An 18,878-nucleotide genomic window follows, 5' to 3' on the forward strand; every position below is an offset into this window, starting at 1 on the left:
AATAATGTCCAGTAGCGAAGGCACGCAGGAGTCTTGCTATGGAAGAGTTACTGATTCTGGTCAGCCCGAAAGATCGCCAGACCGGCTTCGCCCCCAAGTTGCAGGTCCATCAACAAGGCCTGCGACACCGCGCATTTTCCATTTTCGTTTTCGATCGTAACGGGCACCTGCTGCTGCAACAACGCGCACTTGGCAAATACCATTCGGCGGGGCTGTGGACCAATACCTGTTGTGGTCATCCTCGCTTGGGTGAGCGAACGCTCGCCGCGGCGCAACGGCGGTTGCGCGAAGAAATGGGCATAACCTGCAAATTGTTCAAAGTCACGACACTTCTCTATCACGAGCCCGTCTCGAACCAACTTATCGAGCACGAATACGATCATGTATTTGCTGGCGTCTGCGATATCGATCCCATTGCCAACGCCGAAGAGGCCGAAAACTGGCAATGGCTGGATCTCTCGAAAATCCCTGCCGCCATCGATGCGGCACCACAGGCGTTCACCGCATGGTTTCGCAAGATATTCGAACAATTCGGCCTGAACGGCATACGTCAATGGCATGAGCTCGCACGGAGCGGCGCACCGCGCAGCCAGGCAGTCTCGAACTGGCAGGTACCGCCACTGCATTGCGTGGCGCCTTTGCGAATCAATGAAACACTCGCGTCAGAAGTCGATGACCGGCTCATGCACTGGATTGAAAAAACCGGCATTTTCGCTGGTCAACAGCAAAAAATTCGTGCATCGGGATTTGGCCGGTTCGCCATGTTGTGCCACACGGATACCGACAATCCTGATCGCCTGCTTTTATCCGCTCAATGCATCGCCGCGTTATTCGCCGTGGACGACTACTACTGCGACGATGAACGTACCGGATCCATACCGGCACTGGTCGGCCCTCGCCTGTCCGTCGCGCTCGCCGCGCTGGAACCTGTGCATTTGACCGAGGACTATCGCCTGAAACTTGAAACTGCCCTGGAAAGCGACCCAGTGCTGGTAGGCCTGCGCGCGTACATGGCACGCGTCGCCGAGTTCGCCACGTTCACCCAGATCGCCAGGGTCCGTCATGAAATCATCGCCATGTTCGTTACCATGACCGCCGAAGCGGCCTGGCGCTTCAGTGGCGTCACACCTGCCCTCTGGGAATATCTGGCCCAGCGCCAGACCAATAGTTTTCTGCCCTGCATGTCGCTGATTGACGTCATCGGCGGCTATGAGCTGCCGGCCCATGTCTATTCCTCTCCCGCGGTGCGCCGCGTCACTACATTGGCGGCCAGTGCGACAATCATCGCCAACGACCTGTATTCGGCGCCCAAGGAAAACCTTGCCCAAGTCGGTGACTTCAATCTGCCGTTGCTGCTGGCGAATGAGAGGCAATGCTCTATCGAACAAGCCATGAAGCTGAGCGCGACCATTCATGACGACGTCATGCGCCTGTATGAAGCCGCCGAAAAGGAGCTGCTCGTGGATGCTTCACCCTTGCTCAAGCGTTTTCTGGCAGGCGTAAAAAGTTGGGTGGCAGGAAGTCTGGAGTGGCATCGCCACAGTGGCCGCTACCGGACCTAAGCTATGAATACATGACTGTCTGCCCTAGGGGATATGGCCTGTGGTCGCAGATGAAGATCTTTTCATGTCAGGATCTGAACTCTCGCCACCGCGTGCCAGTCAGCTAGTTAAGCCCTCTATTCAAGGCTTCATCCTTCATGCAGATTTCTCTCGACCAACAGGTGGCACTGGTCACCGGTGCCAGTTCCGGCATCGGCGCCGGAGCTGCCAAGGCACTGGCCGCCGCCGGTGCCGCCGTGGTGATCAACTACAATTCCCAGGCCGCTCCCGCTGAGGAACTGGCCCGGCAGATCAATGCTGAAGGCGGTCGGGCCATCGCCATCGGTGCCGACGTTTCGAAAGAAGCAGACGTTGAACGGTTGTTTGCGCAAACCCTCGAAGCCTTCGGTTTCCTGGACATTCTGGTCGCCAATTCCGGCCTGCAAAAAGACGCGCCAGCCGTGGACATGAGCCTCGATGACTGGAACCAGGTGATTGGCGTCAACCTCACCGGCCAGTTCCTCTGTGCCCGCGAGGCACTGCGGATTTTCAACCAGCAAGGTGTTCGCGAAGGCGTGTCCCGGGCCGCCGGCAAAATCATCCACATGAGTTCGGTGCACCAGCGCATTCCCTGGGCCGGTCACGTCAATTACGCCGCGTCCAAGGGCGGCGTGGACATGCTGATGCAAACCCTCGCCCAGGAAGTCAGTCACCAGCGGATCCGCATCAACGGCATCGCACCGGGCGCCATTCGCACGCCGATCAATAGCGCCGCCACCGACGGCGATCACGAGCAGTAACTGCTCAAACTCATTCCTTACGGCCGGGTCGGCGATGTCGAGGACATCGCCAACGCGGTGGTCTTCCTCGCCTCCGATGCGTCCGACTACATCGTTGGCACCACCCTGTTCATCGACGGCGGCATGAGCCTTTATCCGGAGTTTCGCGGCAATGGCTGATCATCATCCCGAACGACAAAGCGCCATCGACGCCCACGGCATCATCGGCGATATGCGCAGTGCGGCACTGGTCAATGACAAAGGCAGCGTGGACTTTTTCTGCTGGCCGGAATTCGACAGCCCGTCGATCTTCTGTTCGCTGCTGGACACCCCTGAGGCCGGGATTTTCCAACTGTCCCCGGATCTACCCGACGCTCGCCGCGAACAGATTTACCTGCCCGACACCAATGTGCTGCAAACCCGTTGGCTCAGCGACCGCGCAGTCGTCGAAGTCACCGACCTGCTGCCCATCGGCGACAGCGAAGATGACACGTCGGTGCTGATGCGCCGGGTTCGTGTGGTCAGCGGCCAGGCGACGTTTCATATGCGTTGCGCCGTGCGCCATGACTACGCTCGCGCCAAGACCCGCGCACGCATGGATGAAGAGGACGTGACCTTCGAGGCAGCCAATCAGCCGTCCATGCGCCTGTCTTCGGATCAGGTTTTGCATATAGACGGCCATGCGGCAGTCGCCGAATTCACCCTCGAACAGGACCAGAGCGCCGAATTCATGCTGGGCGGTATCGACGACCCGCGGTTCAAGGAAGGCGCCGCCGCGATCTGCCTGGAACGGACCCTGAAGTTCTGGCGCGACTGGATCGGCCAATCCAACTACCGCGGCCGCTGGCGGGAGATGGTCAATCGCTCGGCCCTGGCGCTGAAGCTGCTGACCTCACGCAGGCATGGCGCAATCCTCGCCGCAGCGACCTTCGGCCTGCCGGAAACACCTGACGGCGAGCGCAACTGGGACTACCGCTACACCTGGATCCGCGACGCCTCGTTCACCGTCTACGCGTTCATGCGCCTGGGCTTCGTTCAGGAAGCCAATGATTACATGCGCTGGCTGCGCGGGCGGGTCAGTGATTGCCACGGCAAACCGATGAAACTCAACATCCTCTATGCCATCGATGGCCGCCAGGAACTGCCGGAAACCGAACTCTCGCACCTCTCCGGTCATGGCGGCGCAACACCGGTACGGATCGGCAATCAGGCTTACGACCAGGTCCAGCTCGACATCTTCGGCGAGCTGATGGACGCGGTGTACCTGGTCAACAAATACGGCGACGCCATCTCCCATCAAGGCTGGAAACACGCGGTGGAAGTGGTCGATCAGGTCTGCGAAACCTGGGAGCAAAAGGACGTCGGCATCTGGGAAATGCGCGGCGAACAGCATCACTTTCTGCACTCGCGGCTGATGTGCTGGGTGGCACTGGATCGAGCCATTCGCCTCGCCTCAAAACGCTCCCTGCCCGCCCCGTTCGCCCGCTGGGACCAGACCCGACAGGCGATCCACGCTGACATCTGGGAAAACTTCTGGAACGAAGAGCGCGGGCACTTCGTCCAGCACATCGGCGGCACCGCGCTTGATGGCTCGATGCTGCTGATGCCACTGGTGCGCTTCGTCAGCGCCAAAGACCCGCGCTGGCTTGCGACCCTCGATGCCATCGAAAAGAATCTGGTGCGCGATGGAATGGTTTACCGCTATCGCAATGAAGACACCCGAATCGACGGCCTCGGCGGCACCGAAGGCGCATTCGCCGCGTGCTCATTCTGGTACGTCGAATGCCTGGCCCGCGCCGGCCGCGTGGAAAAGGCGCATCTGGAATTTGAACAGTTGCTGAGGTATGCGAACCCGTTGGGGTTGTACGCCGAAGAGTTCGACAGCCATGCGCGGCATCTGGGCAATACGCCGCAAGCGCTGACGCATTTGGCACTGATCAGTGCGGCGTGTTTTCTGGATCGGAAATTGAGTGGCGAGAAGAGTTTCTGGCAGCCTTGAGATTACCCTCGCCACAGGTTTGTGTAGTCCGAAGTCCTGCATTGCTTAAACAAAACCCGCGTTCACTATCAGAAAATCCTTTGTTGCCAGCCGTTACATCCCCACCTACCATCCACCGTCAACGGGTACAGCGGAGCTGTCCAACAAAACCCGAATTCAAGGAACCAGAATGACCCAGCGCATCCACCGCAGCATCGACGCCCCACTCCGGTCAGGCCTGAACCGGGATGAATTGTGGGAATGCCACGACAAGGGCCTGATTAAATGCTGGGAAATCGGCCGCCAACGCGCCGCCCGTTTCCCTGAACTCGTCCAACGCTGCCTTGCCGGCGAACTGCCGGTGCTGGGCTGGAAAGGTGGCGTCAGCCGCAGCCTGAAAAAACTCGAAAAATACGGATCCCTCAAGTACCTCGCTCAGTGGCAAGGGTTACGCGGGGAAGATCTGGATATTGATTTGGGTGAAGAACGGGCGTTGACCTGTTCGCGGACCAACATGGTGGTGACGTTTACGCCGGATCGGTCGAAATACTTCAATCAAGTGGCGGAAATCGAAGCCTAGGAAACAGGCTAAAAACAACCCTTTCTGGAGTATCGAATGAACAATGAAGCGCTGATCCACTTCACCAAAACTCCAAGTCTGTCGCTCGCCTACGAAGAACAAGGCCCCACCACCGGCGACCCGATCATCCTCCTCCACGGCTTCCCCTACTCCCCCCGCGCTTACGACGAAATCGCCCCGACCCTTGCCGCCAAGGGCTACCGCGTCATCGTCCCGTACCTGCGCGGTTACGGCCCGACCCGTTTCAACCACCCCGACACCCTGCGCTCCGGACAACAAGCCGCCCTCGCTCAGGATTTGCTGGATCTGATGGATGCGTTGGCCATTAAACAAGCCGCCCTGTGCGGCTACGACTGGGGCGGTCGGGCGGCGTGCATCGTGGCGGCGCTATGGCCCGAGCGGGTTCGTTGCCTGGTGACCGGCGACGGTTACAACCTTCAGGACATTCCCCATTCCACTGAACCGTTGGACCCGGAAACCGAGCACCGCCTCTGGTATCAGTACTACTTCCACACGCCACGCGGCGTCGAAGGCCTGACGAAAAATCGCCGGGTTTTGTGCGAATTGCTCTGGATGTTGTGGTCACCGACCTGGACCAAGGGCCCTGAACTGTATCCCCTTAGCGCACCGGCCTTCGATAATCCGGATTTCGTCGAGGTGGTGATTCACTCCTACCGCCACCGGTTCATGTACGCGCCCGGCGACCCAGCGCTGGAGTGGATCGAAGAAGCGCTGACCCGACAGCCGCCAATCAGCGTACCGACGATTTCCCTTTGCGGGGCCGACGATGGCGTCGGACCAGCACCGGAGACAGACGAAGACATCGCCCATTTCACCGGGTGTTATGAGCGGCGGGTGCTGGCGGGCGTCGGGCATAACATTCCCGAAGAAGCGCCCGAGGCAACGCTCAGAGCGTTACTGAATCTGCTGGAGGGCTGACGCTGAAACGCTCGCGATAGGCCTGCGGGGTCACGCCCATGGCCCGCAGAAAACTGCGTCGAAGCGTCTCTTCGCTGCCGAATCCACATTGCACCGCCACCCGTTTGATCAGCACGCCGGTATCGCTGAGCAAGCGTCGGGCGGTCTCGACCCGAATCAGTTCGATGGCTCGGGCCGGCGTCTGGCCGGTGTCGGCGCGGTAGTGGCGCACGAAACTGCGTTCGCTCATGCCCGCCTGCAAGGCCAGGGTCGGGATACCCAAATCCTTGGTGAGGTTTTCACTGATCCAGGCATGAAGTTCGTCGAAACGGTTGCCTTCCTTTTGCAAAGAGAGGGTCACGCTGAATTGCGATTGGCCGCCGGGGCGTTTCAGGAACACCACCAATTGCCGGGCGACTTCCAGGGCCATCGTGCGGCCAAGATCTTCTTCGACCATGGCCAGCGCAAGGTCGATGCCAGCGGTGACCCCGGCCGAGGTCCAGACCGGACCGTCATTGATGAAAATCGGATTGGGTTCTACCTGAAGCCGCGGATGCTGCTGCGCCAACTGCTCGCAACGGGTCCAGTGAGTGACCACCCGCCGGCCATCGAGCCAGCCGCTGGCCGCCAGCAAAAATGCCCCGGTGCACACCGACGATACCCGCCGACATCCCGTCGCGTGTTCACGTACCCACGCCACCAGCGGTTCGTCTTGCGCCGCGTCGTAAACGCCCCAGCCACCGGCAATGATCAACGTGTCACTGCTCTGCTCAGGCAACGATTCGGCTAACAGCGCCAACCCCGCCGACGACATTACCGCCCCGCCGCCGCTGGCAATCACCGTCGGCGCGTAAGGCGGTGGCAAGCCTTTCTGGTGAGCAATGTCATTGGCCGAGGCAAACACCTGCAACGGCCCGGTGACGTCGAGCAATTGCACATTGGCAAAGGCGAGTACGTGAATGGTTTTGGGCATGATTGGCGTAATTCGTGGGGTGATTGGCGTATACGCCAAATCCTACGAGCCTACAGTAAAGGCGTCTACCCCCACTTCATGAGAAAAATGCCATGACGTTGCAGATCGGTTTTCTGTTGTTTCCACAGGTTCAGCAACTGGACCTCACCGGCCCTTACGACGTACTGGCCTCGCTGCCGGACGTGAAGGTGCATTTGGTCTGGAAGGACCTGATGCCGGTCACTGCGAGCACGGGCCTGGTGCTGAAACCGACCATCACGTTCGACGATTGCCCGCCGCTGGATGTGATCTGCATCCCCGGCGGCAGCGGCGTCGGGCCATTGATGGAGGATGAACAGACACTGGCCTTCATCAAAGCGCAAGCCGCCAACGCGCGTTACGTCACGTCGGTGTGTACCGGCGCGCTGGTGCTAGGCGCGGCGGGTCTGTTGAAAGGCAAGCGCGCCACCACTCACTGGGCCTATCACCAATTGCTGGCGCCTTTGGGTGCGATCCCGGTGAAGGATCGAGTGGTGCGCGACGGCAATCTGCTGACCGGTGGCGGGATCACGGCGGGCATCGATTTTGCCCTGACCCTGGCCGCGGAGCTGTTCGATAAGGACACGGCAGAGTTGGTGCAGTTGCAGCTGGAATATGCCCCGGCACCGCCGTTTGCGTCGGGCAGTCCTGAGACGGCTCCGGTCAGCGTGCTGGAGGAAGCCCGCAAACGTGCTGCCGGGTCATTGAAACTGCGCTCGGAAATCACTGAACGTGTTGCAGCGAAACTCGATCAGTTATCAGCACGCTGATCCATCCCGACCGGCAGCCAGTGCCAGGCTGCCGTTTCCCCGGCCAAAATGATGCGCCGAGGATTTTCCATCGCCCACAAAAAAACCCGCCTAAGCGGGTTTCTCAAGACCATTTCGACATCCTGTCGGCAGCCATCCTGGCCAATGGTCGATCATCCGTGATCCTGAGCGCTTCCTGCGACTCAGTTGATGGATCCAGATTAAACACATCGGTGAAGCATCAAAAGACGACATACCCGTTAGCGGGTGTAAGCCTTTGACCATTCGCCCCTTGAAGCAGATTTCAACAGACCAAAAAAAACCCGCCGAAGCGGGTTTTTCCCAAGACCATTACGACTCCCTGTCGGCAGCGATTCCTTGCTTATGGTCGATCATCCGTGATCCCGAGCACTTCCTGTGCTTCGGTTGATGAAGCTAGATTACGCTTCGGATCCAATGTGCAATAGACGACATAGCTACCATCGCGTGTAGGACATTCGCTATAGCCACCCTTCCGAAAACCCTTAGACGGCTCAGGTATCGAGCATTGAAGCCGCGAGTTTAGCGGCCTGTAGCTGACCTTCGGCCGCCAGGGCGTCGTCATCTTCGAGAAACCAGGCTGCCGACAATCCGGCAAACGCCAACACCCATTGCAGTAACCGTCGACGCTCGAGAGCGGCGGCGTCCGCCACCACCGCTATCTGCCTGTGGAAACGCTGCGGATCAGTCGCCGTCGGCAAGTCGGGATTACAGATCAGGTTGGCGTAGTCGAATCCGCGCTCACCGATCACCCGCTTGGGATCGATGGCCAGCCAACCCCGCGGGCCGAAGTCCAGAACATTGTCGTGATGCATGTCGCCGTGCAGCACCACGACGTCCTGCGGTTCGGCCAACAAGGCTTCGGCAGTGGCGAGACAGAGGGAATAAGGGCCGCCAAACCGTTCAGCCGCCAAACGAAGCGACTTGAACCATGGCGCCAATGGAACCAGGAGCGGTGGTGGCGACGGCCGCGGCGCGTGCAGCCGCGCCAATGTCGCACACAGTATCTGGCTGGCTTCGTCGTCCTGACCGTTGAGCGCCATGTGCATCAGCGATCGCTGGCCCATGGCACGCTCGATCAACAACCCGTCTCCGTCATGGGCATAGACGCGGGCAGCGCCCTCGCCGCCCCACCAGGTCATCAACAGATTGCCGAACTTTTCTTCGGCATCGACAGCGATCTTCAACATCGCCGGCACATCACCCATGCGCACCGGCAACAAACGACTGCCGGGCGTGGTGATCGGTTCACCGTCCGGCACCAGCGCCCAGCGTTTCAGCCAAGGTTCGAACATGCCGCCATCACTCTTCCTGACGCTCGCGCGCCTTGGCACTGACTTTGAGAAACTCTTCGATGTTGTTCATTTGTTCATCCCAACCGCGGCTGTCCATGCGGAACGCCTTGAGTCGACGCGTCTGAGGGATGTGATCAAAACCAGACTCGGTGACCTTGAGTAACGTGCCTTCATCCATGTCTTCGAGCTCGAACTTCACCAGCGTGGTGGGTTCCTGGGAGTAATCGAGATCAGGCTCCACGGCATACGGGTGCCAGCGAAACGAAAACACCCGTTCCGGCTCGACCCGCTCCACCAGTACGTTCCACAGCAAGTGCTCATAACCCGGGTACGTAATCTGCCCCTGGGTCCATTCACCGGCGACAAAACGCTTGCCCTCCAGCGCCACGCCAAACCACTGCCCAAAGGCTTCGGCATTGGCCAGCACACGCCAAACCTGCGAGCGCGGCGTTTTGAGCAGGATCTTCCTTTCGATGCGATCTGATGCTGGATTCATAAGTCACCTCCTGTACTGAACAGTAGGCCTGTAAGACCACAAGACCAACCCTAAAGTTGTATCAATCGGGTATCGCAATCAACCCTCTACGAAATATTCAGCTGCATTTCCAAGTGTAACTGCTGGTTTGAAAACAAAACGAGTAGACCGAAACTGCTAACGTTAAAAGCGAAATTGACTCAGACAAGGACGATTCATGCAGCTTTCACTTACGGAGCGTTATCGCGGAGCCCTGCTGGGCCTGGCCTGCGGTGATGCGGTTGGCACCAGCGTCGAGTTTCAGCCACGCGGCTCGTTCAAGCCCCTGACCGACATGGTGGGTGGCGGCCCTTTCAATCTGAAACCCGGGCAATGGACCGATGACACCTCGATGGCGCTGTGCCTGGCCGAAAGCCTGCTGAGCAAAAACGGCTTCGAGGCGGCCGATCAGATGGGTCGTTACTTGAATTGGTGGCAATGGGGTTATCTGAGCTCAACGGGTGAGTGCTTCGACATTGGCATGACCGTACGCGACGCCCTGACGCGTTATCAGGAAACCGGCGAACCGTTCGCCGGCTCCACCGATCCCCGCACGGCAGGCAACGGCTCGCTGATGCGCCTGGGGCCGGTGGTGTTGTATTACTTTCCCGATCGCGACCGGATCCTGGCGTTTTCCGCCAACAGCTCGCGAACCACCCACGCCGCACCGGAAGCTGTTGAATGCTGTCAGTTGTTCGCCGAGCTGATCCACCGAGCGTTACAAGGCGCGTCCAAGGCAGAAGTGCTCGGCGTGTCAGAAACGACATGCCTGGAACCCAAAGTTGCCGCCATCGCACGAGGCGATTATCTGGGTAAACCTGAACGCGAAATCCATGGCAGCGGCTACTGCGTTGCTTCACTGGAAGCGGCCCTGTGGTGCTTTCATCAGACTGACAGCTTTGAAGCCGCCATCCTGAAAGCCGCCAACCTGGGCGACGACGCCGATACCACTGCCGCCATCGTTGGCCAGTTGGCCGGGGCTCATTACGGTGTGCAGGGCATTCCCGACCGTTGGCTGGAAAAGTTACATTGGCGTGAAGACATCGAAGCCACGGCTGACGCTTTGCTGGTGGCAGCCACCCTCACGTAATCAGGAGCACGCGATGAATAGCCTGCATGGCAGCTGCTTGTGCAAAGCCGTCGAGTACCAAGTCGATAGCCTCGACATGCCCATCAGTCATTGCCACTGCCAAACCTGTCGCAAAGCACACGCGGCGGCATTCGCCTCGACAGCCGGGGTCATGCGCGAACATTTTCGCTGGACCAAAGGTCAGGACCGCCTGAGCAGCTACGAATCGTCACCGGGCAAGCTTCGGCATTTCTGTTCGGCCTGCGGTTCACATTTGATGGCTGAGCGCTTGGCCCAACCCCACGTTATCGTTCGTGTGGCGACACTGGATGATGACCCGAGAATGACGCCTCAGGCGCATAAATGGACGTCACATGACGTGCCGTGGCTTGGCTATGAATCGATTAAAAAATGCCCTGAATGGCAAACATAAAGGGTCGAATACGGCACTAAACTGCATCCCAACTTTCCTGTCACAGCGAGAATCCCAATGCACCCACGCTTTCTCCTGGCGCTGACGCCTCTGCTGTTCACTACTGCCGCTTATGCGGTGGACTGCGACAACGCCACCGATCAGGCGACGATGAATCAGTGCGCGGCGCAGCAGCACAAGGCGGCGGATAAGGAGTTGAATGCGCTTTACCAGCAGATCAACGAGCGTTTGCAGAGCAACCCCGACAGCAAAAAGCTGCTGATCGGGGCGCAGCGTTCGTGGATTGCGTTTCGGGATGCCGAGTGCAAGTTCTCGAGCGCCGGGGTGGAAGGCGGGAGTGTGTATCCGCTGATCTACAGCAACTGTGTGACTGAATTGACCAAGGCGCGGGTTGAGACTTTCAAAAATTACTTGAAGTGCCAGGAGGGGGATTTGAGTTGCCCGGTGCCTGGGGCTTGATACTTGGGTGCCTGTGAGGGCCTCTTCGCGAGCAGGCTCGCTCCCACATTTGGATTTTCGGTGAACACATATTTTGTGTACAACCGAAAACCACTGTGGGAGCGAGCCTGCTCGCGAAAGCGTCAGTTCGGTCGCCGCAATTACCGGACAAATATCTGCGCAGTCGTGATCGCCATATCCCCACCCGGCAACTTGATGCTGCCAATCTGCTTCATGCTCTCGGGATCAAAGATCGCCACGTCATTAAACGTCCCCGCCAGATAAATCTTGCTGCCGTCCTTGTTGAAGGAAATGCAGTAGTAGGAATGATCCAGCGTCGCTGCCTGGAGCATTTTCTTTTCCTTGATGTCGTACTTCGCCAGACGATTGAGTACGCCGAACATCAGGTTCGGATCCTTCGGCGAGCGCATGCCGCTGAAGTAGATTTCCGTCAGAGGACCGAAGTCGGTGGTTTCGGTCTTGCCGGTTTTCAGGTCGATGCTGAACAGCCCGTAAAGGTACTCGGCGGTCGCGGGATCCTGCTTCTTGTCCTTGAATTTCGCCGCGGTGTAGAGCAGCGAAAAGTCATGGCGATAAGTCTGCTGGTTCCATACGTAGAGCACGTCCGGCGCGCTGTAGTTCGGGCGCTTCCAGTGGCGACTGGGGATCAGCACGTCGAACTTGCCGGTCTTCACATCGACCTTGTAGACATCCGCCCCGGCCACGTACAGCGTGCCGTCGTCACCACTCTGCATGATGGTCAACTGCCGTGGCGCCGGGAAACTGCGCACGGGTTTGGCGTTCATGCCGGCGTCGGTGGCGTACACATCGAGCCGCGGTTGCTGCACTTCGTAGCGGTCGTTGAGCATCAACGTCGGGTTGGCAATGGTGAACAGTTCCTTGCCGTCGTGGCTGAGGGTGAAGGCGAACATCGACTTCGCTTTCTCCCCCGGTTTCTGGGTGATGCTGGCGTGAAACACCTGCTTGCAGCTGTCGAGTTCAACGCCGTAGACATCCGCGTAGTGGTTGTTCAACACGTAAGCGGTCTTGCGATCCGGCGACAACTGAACGGTGCCGGGACCGAAGGCATCCGGCATCTTGCAGGTCTTGAACAGGGTATCGGTGGCCAGGTCGATGAGGTGCAGGTTGTTCGGGTAATTGGTGGTCACCATGTACTCGTGACCATCTTGTAGTGCGGTGTTTTCATCGGCCAGAACAGTGAGCGAACAGGCGCTCAGGACGGCGAATGCGGCCAGGCCGCAGGCTTTGATGCTAGGCATGCTGGAATCCTTATATCTGACCGATTACTTGTCTTTTGGAAAGACAGTGCCAAGGTTGCGCCAGTTGTCGTTGGACGCCTGGGCATCCTTGTTCCAGTCTGGGTAGGTGCTCATCATGTCGGGCACCTGGGCCGGCCACCAGCATGGGTCGGAGCAGCCGTAAAGGTCGGCTTCCATCGGCTGGCACAGCGACGACACACCGCCAAAGGCGTCGATTTCCCAACCCGGGTCGGTGGTCGAGGCGCAGCCGGCGACGGAACTCATCGCCACCACTTCTTCGATGCGGTTTTCTGCCGCAGCCTCATCCAGTTTCAGCGCTTTATTATTGATTGCCTTGAGATGTTTCATATCAGTGAGCCTTGCGCGGAGTGATGTAGCTGCTGATAAACGCAGGGTTGTGGGCCATGATCCGGGTGTAGACCTCGATGCCGAAGTCGACCCAGTCACGCATCAGTTCGCAGTAGTGATAGGTCGGGTGGGTCGGATCGCCGTAACGGGCATAGCTCTCGTGGTAGCAGCCGCCGGAACAGAGGTTGCGGATCTGGCAGTCCTCACAACCGGTGTTGGTACGGTCGAGGCGCTGGGACAGGAAGTCGTTCAACTCCACTTGCTTCACACCGCTGTGGACGTTGCCGAAAGTCGGCAACGATGAGCCGGTAAAGCGGTGGCACAGGTTCAATTCGCCCTTGTGATCCACCGCCAGCATCTTCAGGCCCGCGCCACAGGGCAGGGCTTTTTTGTGGCCTTCGTGGATGTCGGTAATCAACTGGTGCAGGTTGGAGAACCCGATGTTGCGGTGCTCCAGCGCCGCTTCCAGATAACGCCGACCGAGCTTCTTCATGTTGGCGAAGACTTCGATCAGCTCGTCGCTGGACAGGTTAAAGGTGCTGATGTCGCCGGAGGTCACCGGGGCAAACCCGACTTCGGCAAAACCCAGTTCGTTGAACAGGTGATCCCAGATGGTTTCGACGTCGGTGACGCCGGTGGTCAGCGTCACCCGCGCGCCCACCGGACGACTGTTGTAGCGCGACAGCAGCATTTCAGCCTTGCGCCGCACCACGTCGTACGTGCCCTGCCCGCCCACGGTGATGCGGTTGCGGTCGTGCACGGTTTTCGGTCCGTCGATACTGACTGACAGGCCGAAACGGTGGGCGTTGAGGTAGTCGACGGTTTCTTCGGTGAGCAGCGTCGCGTTGGTGGTCATGACGAACTCGACGAACTTGCCCGCCTCGCGGAAACGCTTCTCGCAATAATCGACCATGTACTCGATCAGCTTGCGATTGCTCAGTGGCTCACCACCGAAAAACACCACGGTGAAACGCTCTTCGTCCGGCGATTCACGCAGCAGCATTTCCACTGAAGCGACCGCCGTTTCGACGTCCATTTTCTTGCCAGCCGACGGCTTGTCCAGGTCTTCCTTGTAGCAGTAGGTGCAGCTCAGATTGCAGCCGGTGTTGACGTTGAGCACCACGGTATTGATCGCCGTGCGCTCGACCCGTTTGGTGCCGATGTCCGGGGTCAACGGCGAACCGTCGCTGACCAACTCCAAGGACATCAACTCACGCAAGGTCTCGGTGATTTCTTCGCCGTTGAAGCGTGAAGACAAGCGCTGGATCAGGTCGTCCGATGAACAGCCGGGACCGCGCAAGGTATCGATAATGGTGCCCGTCAGCTCATCGCTGGCGAACAGCGAACTGCTGGGGATGTGAAACAGCATGCGGTCGGCATCGACGTGTACTTCGTGCAGGTTCCGCTCGACCAGATTCAAAATAGCGCCCATTGCAACCTCCTGTGCAAACCCCGTTTTACGAGGCCTGCGGTCATTCCGAAAAAGTGTCTGAATCTTTTGGGATCAGCTAACTCATGGAATGGGTGGATTGTTCCAGCGTTGCACGGTGACGATCATGTGGCCTTCGCCGGTCAGGGATTTTCCTGCGTCGTCGACGGCAGCGATCACCTTGAGGTTGCCGGCATTGTTGGTGGACATTTTGCGCTGCGGGTTTGGCCCGGCATCGCCCGGTGTGAACACGCCGCTGTCAGCCTGCATGGTGCCGGCGAACTTGACGTCCTCGTCTTCCTTGGCGCGGTCGTCGAAGGCTTCGACCGACCACTGCGCCGGGAACACACCGATGCGATACGGCTTGCCGTCAGCGCCCTTGCCCCAGGCTTCGGCATCAAAACGGCCCTGGACTTTTGGCGTCGAACCACCGCCGTCGCCGATCCGCGCCACCGAGAACTCGGGTACGACTTTGACTTCGGCGATCTTGCTGTAGACCGACAAGGTCGGGCCTTTCAGCGTGCCGACGGTGACGGTGCGCAGACCCGGTTGGGCATTGGCGGCGGCCTTGAGTTTGACCTTGATCCGACCCGGGCTCTGCTCGATGACTTCGACCACTTCCACGCCTTTGCCGAAGTTCGGTTTGCCGGTGAGACCGCTGCCGACAAGGGTCACTTCAGTTTCGGCGCCAGCCTTCAGGTAACCCGGCTGCACCGCCAGCAAACGGCTGCTGCCCTGCTTGGCGGCGACGAAGTCCAGGCCTCGCTCATCGTGCTCCGCCTCGAACATCCGCCCCTGCATCGCGTTGCCTTGGGCGGCGAACACCTGGCGCATGGTCACGCCGTCGATGGTCACGTTGCCGCGCCATTCGTAACCAGTGTAAAGAATCGCGCTGCCATCGCCGTTGAACGGACTGCCGTCGGCGTATTGGCCTTTGACGCTGACCTTGAACGTGTCGCTGCCATCGGCCGTGACGCTCATCACGCCGGCCAGTTCACCCTTGCCCGGCAAGTGGCCGCTGAAGCTCCAGTCGCCCACCAACGCTTCGGCTTTTGGCGCGGTGCTCTGCCATTTTTTCCAGGCCGGGTTGTCCAGCGGATAACGCTTGGCCAACAGCGGCACCATGTCTTTGCGGGCCAGGTCGAACCAATCACGGTCGCGAGACAGAGCCTGGTACTCCAGCGACGGCCATTGGCCGAGGTGGAAGTTCACCAGACGCTCCCATTCCAGAGCCGGACGCCGTTGCAGGGCGACCCGCGCACCGGAATGGCAGCGGCCGCACATCTGGCTGGTCTGGTCGTCGAATTTCTCGACGGTATTGAGTCGACGCTCCAGCGCATAACGTACGCCGTCGGTCTCGCTTGGGGCAAGGCCTTGGGTGTCGGCCAGGTATTTGACCAGGGTTCGGCGGTCGTCATCGCTGATCTGCAAACCGTGCATGATTTGCATGCGGGCGATGCTCATCAGCCAGCCTTCAGGGGTTTTGCGCTGGTGACTGATGCGGCTCAGGGCATTATCGGCTTCGGGGGTATGACAGCCCTGACAGGTTTCCTTGAGGATGGTCTGGGCGTCGCGGGCTGCCAGGCTGTAAGGCGAATGCAGCGCCACACAAGCGGCCACGGCCAGCAGACTGGCACTCAGGCCTGATCGGAGTTTTCTCTTCATCAACGTCGAGCCTCGCACGGTGCTTTCTTATTTTTGTGGCATATCGTTTTTATGGTTTCTGCCGTCGGCGGCGCACCGCTGACGGAGGCAAGAGAAACGTCTGCAATGAGCAATACACGGAGCGTGCCAGCTTGGCGATTACCTTTTAAATCAAGACATTGTGTGAAGATGACAGCTTCTCGCCATCGCTGAACGAGATCGCCTGCGTCTAATATCGCGACAGTTGTTGCAGTCTGAGACAGCATAGATGGCCTGACCGGAACAGCTCATCGGCCGGCGATTGACGCCGATCCCCTGCAAGCGCGAACTGGTTGTTCACCGATTGCCACCAGGGGATAAAAAAATGGCAAGCATCACTGTCCTGGCGGGGGACTTTCTGCAGGGTGATGGAGAGTACAGAGACGGCGTTTTCACCCTCAGAACGTCGCTTCATCCATGGCCTGGCATTACCCTCCCGCTCTCATCGTTCAAGTGCGTGGAAGTGGCCAACGAGGATTCGATCAACAACATCAAGGATGCCATCGGCTTTGGCGTGGCCGGAGCCATGCTGTTGGGGCCCATCGGCGCAATCGCCGGGTTCATGCTGGCCGGCAAGGAAACCGAAGTGACGTTTCTGGCGACGCTCAAGGACGACAGGAAGCTGCTGGCTGCCGTGGATGGCAACACGTTCGAAGAAATTTCCCGAACGTTTGCAGCCTGAAAAATCGACGCGGGCCGCACCGCTTTCCCACGGTGCGGCGTGACGCCGGTTCAGATGTCATAGGTGGGGGGAACGCTTTTGTGTACGTCGATCTCGTGCTGCATGTCCGCCACCAGCGACGCGATCGCATGGGGACTGTCCAGTGTCCACAGGGGAACGTGGGTGGCCACAATATCCACTTTGCCGGTCATGCAGTCGCAGACCCGAATCGTCAGGGACTGGTCCGCCGCCATGGTGCAGGTGCACACGGACGGCAGAAAACTGTGCTCAATGATGTTTTGAATTTCCAGGGTTGAAAGGAACATCGTTACCTCCCTCACGCCAGATGTATTGCCGGATGAGCGGTCCGTCACTTCACCCACCGATCCTGAAAATTCTAGTCCTCAATAATGAGTACCTCAAGGTCGCAACCCGGTTGCTCGTCGTCTCATAGCTGTCGCAATTTGCAACAATCTCACAGCGCCCGCGATTCCCGTGAGTACCCCAAAACCCCGCCGGCCAAGGGCGGTTCTGCCTTTTCGGGCACTTGGCACAGCCATTGCGAAAGCCTTGTTCTCACGAACAACAAGAGGTCTCGACAAATGCCCCTCCCTTATTTGCTTCCCGCCACCTCGGCGTTCATCCAGCGCGCGCCGCGCATGCTCATCGGCGGCGACTGGGTCGAGGCCGCCGATGGCCAGACCATGCCCCTGCACAACCCGGCCACCGGCGAAGTGCTGTGCGTGGTGCCACGGGCCACGCCTGAGGATGTCGACCGCGCCGTGCTCGCTGCGCGTCGGGCCTTCGATGATTCGGCCTGGACCCGCACCCGACCTCGGGAACGGCAGAACCTGCTGTGGAAACTTGCCGACCTGATGGAGCGCGACGCAGAACTGCTGGCGCAACTGGAATGCCTGAACAACGGCAAAAGTGCGGCGGTGGCCCAGGTGATGGATGTGCAACTGTCCATCGACTTCCTGCGCTACATGGCCGGTTGGGCGACCAAGATCGAAGGCTCCAGCGTTGAAGTGTCGTTGCCGTTGATGCCCAACGATCAATTCCACAGTTTCATCCGCCGCGAAGCAGTGGGCGTGGTCGGCGCCATCGTCGCCTGGAACTTCCCGCTGCTGCTGGCCTGCTGGAAACTCGGCCCGGCCCTGGCCACCGGTTGCACCGTGGTGCTCAAACCCGCCGACGAAACCCCGCTGACCGCGCTGAAACTCGCCGAGTTGGTGCTGGAAGCCGGTTACCCCGAAGGCGTGTTCAACGTGGTCACAGGCACCGGCATCACCGCAGGTTCCGCCCTGACCCACAATCCGCTGGTGGACAAGCTGACCTTCACCGGCTCCACCGCCGTGGGCAAACAGATCGGCAAGATCGCCATGGATTCCATGACCCGGGTGACCCTGGAACTGGGTGGTAAATCGCCGACCATCGTCATGGCCGACGCCGACCTGAAGAGCGCCGCAGCCGGCGCCGCCAGCGCGATTTTCTTTAATCAGGGCCAGGTGTGCTGCGCAGGCTCCAGGCTGTATGTGCAGCGTAAGCATTTCGACAATGTGGTGGCCGACATCGCCGACATCGCCAATGCCATGAAGCTGGGCAATGGCCTGGACCCAAGTGTGGAAATGGGGCCGCTGATCTCGGCGCGTCAGCAGGAGCGGGTTTACGGGTACATCGAAAAGGGTCGGGAAAGCGGCGCGACCATCGCTTGCGGTGGCGAGCAGTTCGGGCCGGGGTTCTTCGTTAAACCGACAGTGATTGTGGATGTCGATCAGAAGCACTCATTGGTGCAGGAAGAGATTTTCGGGCCGGTGCTGGTGGCGATTCCGTTCGATGATGAAGCCGATGCATTGCGCATGGCCAATGACAGTCCTTATGGGCTTGGGGCGAGTATCTGGTCGAACGATCTGGCGGCGGTGCACCGGATGATTCCGCGGATCAAGTCAGGTTCGGTGTGGGTCAACTGCCACAGCGCCCTGGACCCGGCGTTGCCGTTTGGTGGGTATAAGATGTCGGGGGTTGGGCGGGAGATGGGGTATGCGGCGATTGAGCATTACACGGAGTTGAAGTCGGTGTTGATCAAGCTCTGATCTGTGGTGCCCTCACGGGCGCCTTCGCGAGCAGGCTCGCTCCCACAGGGGGATTTGTAA

18 protein-coding genes and 1 pseudogene are annotated in these 18,878 nt (G+C 59.3%); 11 read left to right on the top strand and 8 right to left on the bottom strand.

What is annotated here, in order from left to right; genetic code table 11:
* The first annotated feature begins 38 nt into the window (after window positions 1–38).
* The 5 genes and pseudogenes from QFX16_RS20140 to QFX16_RS20160 all read left to right on the top strand — a co-directional run bounded on the left by QFX16_RS20140 (window position 39) and on the right by QFX16_RS20160 (window position 5,817).
* Window positions 39–1,562 carry a family 2 encapsulin nanocompartment cargo protein terpene cyclase gene (locus QFX16_RS20140; RefSeq protein WP_283181068.1) on the top strand — a complete coding sequence of 508 codons (1,524 nt, stop codon included), beginning with the start codon at window positions 39–41 and terminating at the stop codon, window positions 1,560–1,562.
* A 137-nt stretch (window positions 1,563–1,699) separates the two neighbouring features.
* A pseudogene (locus QFX16_RS20145) lies at window positions 1,700–2,500 on the top strand (glucose 1-dehydrogenase).
* Complete coding sequence (locus QFX16_RS20150) at window positions 2,493–4,319, top strand: glycoside hydrolase family 15 protein (RefSeq protein WP_283181069.1); 1,827 nt, start codon at window positions 2,493–2,495, stop codon at window positions 4,317–4,319. Before QFX16_RS20145 ends, QFX16_RS20150 begins: the two are co-directional and overlap by 8 nt.
* A gap of 169 nt (window positions 4,320–4,488) precedes the next feature.
* Window positions 4,489–4,878: a hypothetical protein gene (locus QFX16_RS20155; RefSeq protein WP_283181070.1), complete on the top strand. Its 390-nt coding sequence runs from the start codon at window positions 4,489–4,491 to the stop codon at window positions 4,876–4,878.
* A 36-nt stretch (window positions 4,879–4,914) separates the two neighbouring features.
* Complete coding sequence (locus QFX16_RS20160; RefSeq protein WP_283181071.1) at window positions 4,915–5,817, top strand: alpha/beta fold hydrolase; 903 nt, start codon at window positions 4,915–4,917, stop codon at window positions 5,815–5,817.
* On the opposite strand, the gene QFX16_RS20165 is transcribed toward QFX16_RS20160, so the two are convergent.
* Entirely contained in the window at window positions 5,786–6,769 is a 984-nt protein-coding gene (locus QFX16_RS20165; RefSeq protein ID WP_283181072.1) for a GlxA family transcriptional regulator, read from the bottom strand. The two genes, QFX16_RS20160 and QFX16_RS20165, sit on opposite strands and share 32 nt — an antisense overlap.
* Before the next feature lie 92 nt (window positions 6,770–6,861).
* Between QFX16_RS20165 and inhA the strand changes: the two genes are divergently transcribed.
* Window positions 6,862–7,557 carry an isonitrile hydratase gene (gene inhA / locus QFX16_RS20170; RefSeq protein ID WP_283181073.1) on the top strand — a complete coding sequence of 232 codons (696 nt, stop codon included), beginning with the start codon at window positions 6,862–6,864 and terminating at the stop codon, window positions 7,555–7,557.
* A gap of 512 nt (window positions 7,558–8,069) precedes the next feature.
* Here inhA and QFX16_RS20175 read toward each other — a convergent pair.
* Window positions 8,070–8,870: an aminoglycoside phosphotransferase family protein gene (locus QFX16_RS20175; protein ID WP_283181074.1), complete on the bottom strand. Its 801-nt coding sequence runs from the start codon at window positions 8,868–8,870 to the stop codon at window positions 8,070–8,072.
* 7 nt (window positions 8,871–8,877) lie between these two features.
* The gene (locus QFX16_RS20180; protein WP_283181075.1) at window positions 8,878–9,366 is read right to left on the bottom strand and encodes an SRPBCC family protein; all 489 of its coding nucleotides are present in this window, start codon (window positions 9,364–9,366) and stop codon (window positions 8,878–8,880) included.
* 196 nt (window positions 9,367–9,562) lie between these two features.
* On the opposite strand from QFX16_RS20180, the gene QFX16_RS20185 reads away from it, so the two are divergent.
* The 3 genes from QFX16_RS20185 to QFX16_RS20195 are packed head-to-tail and all read left to right on the top strand — an operon-like array spanning window position 9,563 to window position 11,345.
* Window positions 9,563–10,474, top strand: coding sequence for an ADP-ribosylglycohydrolase family protein (locus QFX16_RS20185; RefSeq protein WP_283181076.1), 912 nt, complete (start codon window positions 9,563–9,565; stop codon window positions 10,472–10,474).
* Between the two features lie 13 nt (window positions 10,475–10,487).
* On the top strand, window positions 10,488–10,886 hold the full coding sequence (locus tag QFX16_RS20190; protein ID WP_283181077.1) for a GFA family protein: 399 nt from the start codon (window positions 10,488–10,490) through the stop codon (window positions 10,884–10,886).
* A gap of 57 nt (window positions 10,887–10,943) precedes the next feature.
* Window positions 10,944–11,345 carry a lysozyme inhibitor LprI family protein gene (locus QFX16_RS20195; protein WP_283181078.1) on the top strand — a complete coding sequence of 134 codons (402 nt, stop codon included), beginning with the start codon at window positions 10,944–10,946 and terminating at the stop codon, window positions 11,343–11,345.
* 140 nt (window positions 11,346–11,485) lie between these two features.
* Here QFX16_RS20195 and peaD read toward each other — a convergent pair whose 3' ends face one another.
* The 4 genes from peaD to peaA form a co-directional block, all read right to left on the bottom strand.
* A complete protein-coding gene (gene peaD, locus QFX16_RS20200) occupies window positions 11,486–12,604 on the bottom strand; it encodes a quinohemoprotein amine dehydrogenase subunit beta (RefSeq protein WP_283181079.1) in 1,119 nt (372 codons plus the stop codon).
* A 24-nt stretch (window positions 12,605–12,628) separates the two neighbouring features.
* Window positions 12,629–12,952: a quinohemoprotein amine dehydrogenase subunit gamma gene (gene qhpC, locus QFX16_RS20205; protein WP_008027961.1), complete on the bottom strand. Its 324-nt coding sequence runs from the start codon at window positions 12,950–12,952 to the stop codon at window positions 12,629–12,631.
* Between the two features lies 1 nt (window position 12,953).
* Entirely contained in the window at window positions 12,954–14,384 is a 1,431-nt protein-coding gene (gene peaB, locus QFX16_RS20210) for a quinohemoprotein amine dehydrogenase maturation protein (RefSeq protein WP_046048405.1), read from the bottom strand.
* An 81-nt stretch (window positions 14,385–14,465) separates the two neighbouring features.
* Complete coding sequence (gene peaA / locus QFX16_RS20215) at window positions 14,466–16,046, bottom strand: quinohemoprotein amine dehydrogenase subunit alpha (protein WP_283181080.1); 1,581 nt, start codon at window positions 16,044–16,046, stop codon at window positions 14,466–14,468.
* A gap of 343 nt (window positions 16,047–16,389) precedes the next feature.
* Here peaA and QFX16_RS20220 point away from each other — a divergent pair, with 343 nt between their 5' ends.
* Window positions 16,390–16,746, top strand: a complete 357-nt coding sequence (locus tag QFX16_RS20220; protein WP_283181081.1) for a hypothetical protein — start codon at window positions 16,390–16,392, stop codon at window positions 16,744–16,746.
* A 50-nt stretch (window positions 16,747–16,796) separates the two neighbouring features.
* On the opposite strand, the gene QFX16_RS20225 is transcribed toward QFX16_RS20220, so the two are convergent.
* The gene (locus QFX16_RS20225) at window positions 16,797–17,051 is read right to left on the bottom strand and encodes a DUF1652 domain-containing protein (RefSeq protein ID WP_046048402.1); all 255 of its coding nucleotides are present in this window, start codon (window positions 17,049–17,051) and stop codon (window positions 16,797–16,799) included.
* 276 nt (window positions 17,052–17,327) lie between these two features.
* Here QFX16_RS20225 and QFX16_RS20230 point away from each other — a divergent pair, with 276 nt between their 5' ends.
* Window positions 17,328–18,818 carry an aldehyde dehydrogenase family protein gene (locus QFX16_RS20230; RefSeq protein ID WP_033061182.1) on the top strand — a complete coding sequence of 497 codons (1,491 nt, stop codon included), beginning with the start codon at window positions 17,328–17,330 and terminating at the stop codon, window positions 18,816–18,818.
* The last annotated feature ends 60 nt before the right edge of the window (window positions 18,819–18,878 follow it).

This window comes from Pseudomonas svalbardensis, from assembly GCF_030053115.1.
Lineage (GTDB): Bacteria > Pseudomonadota > Gammaproteobacteria > Pseudomonadales > Pseudomonadaceae > Aquipseudomonas > Aquipseudomonas svalbardensis.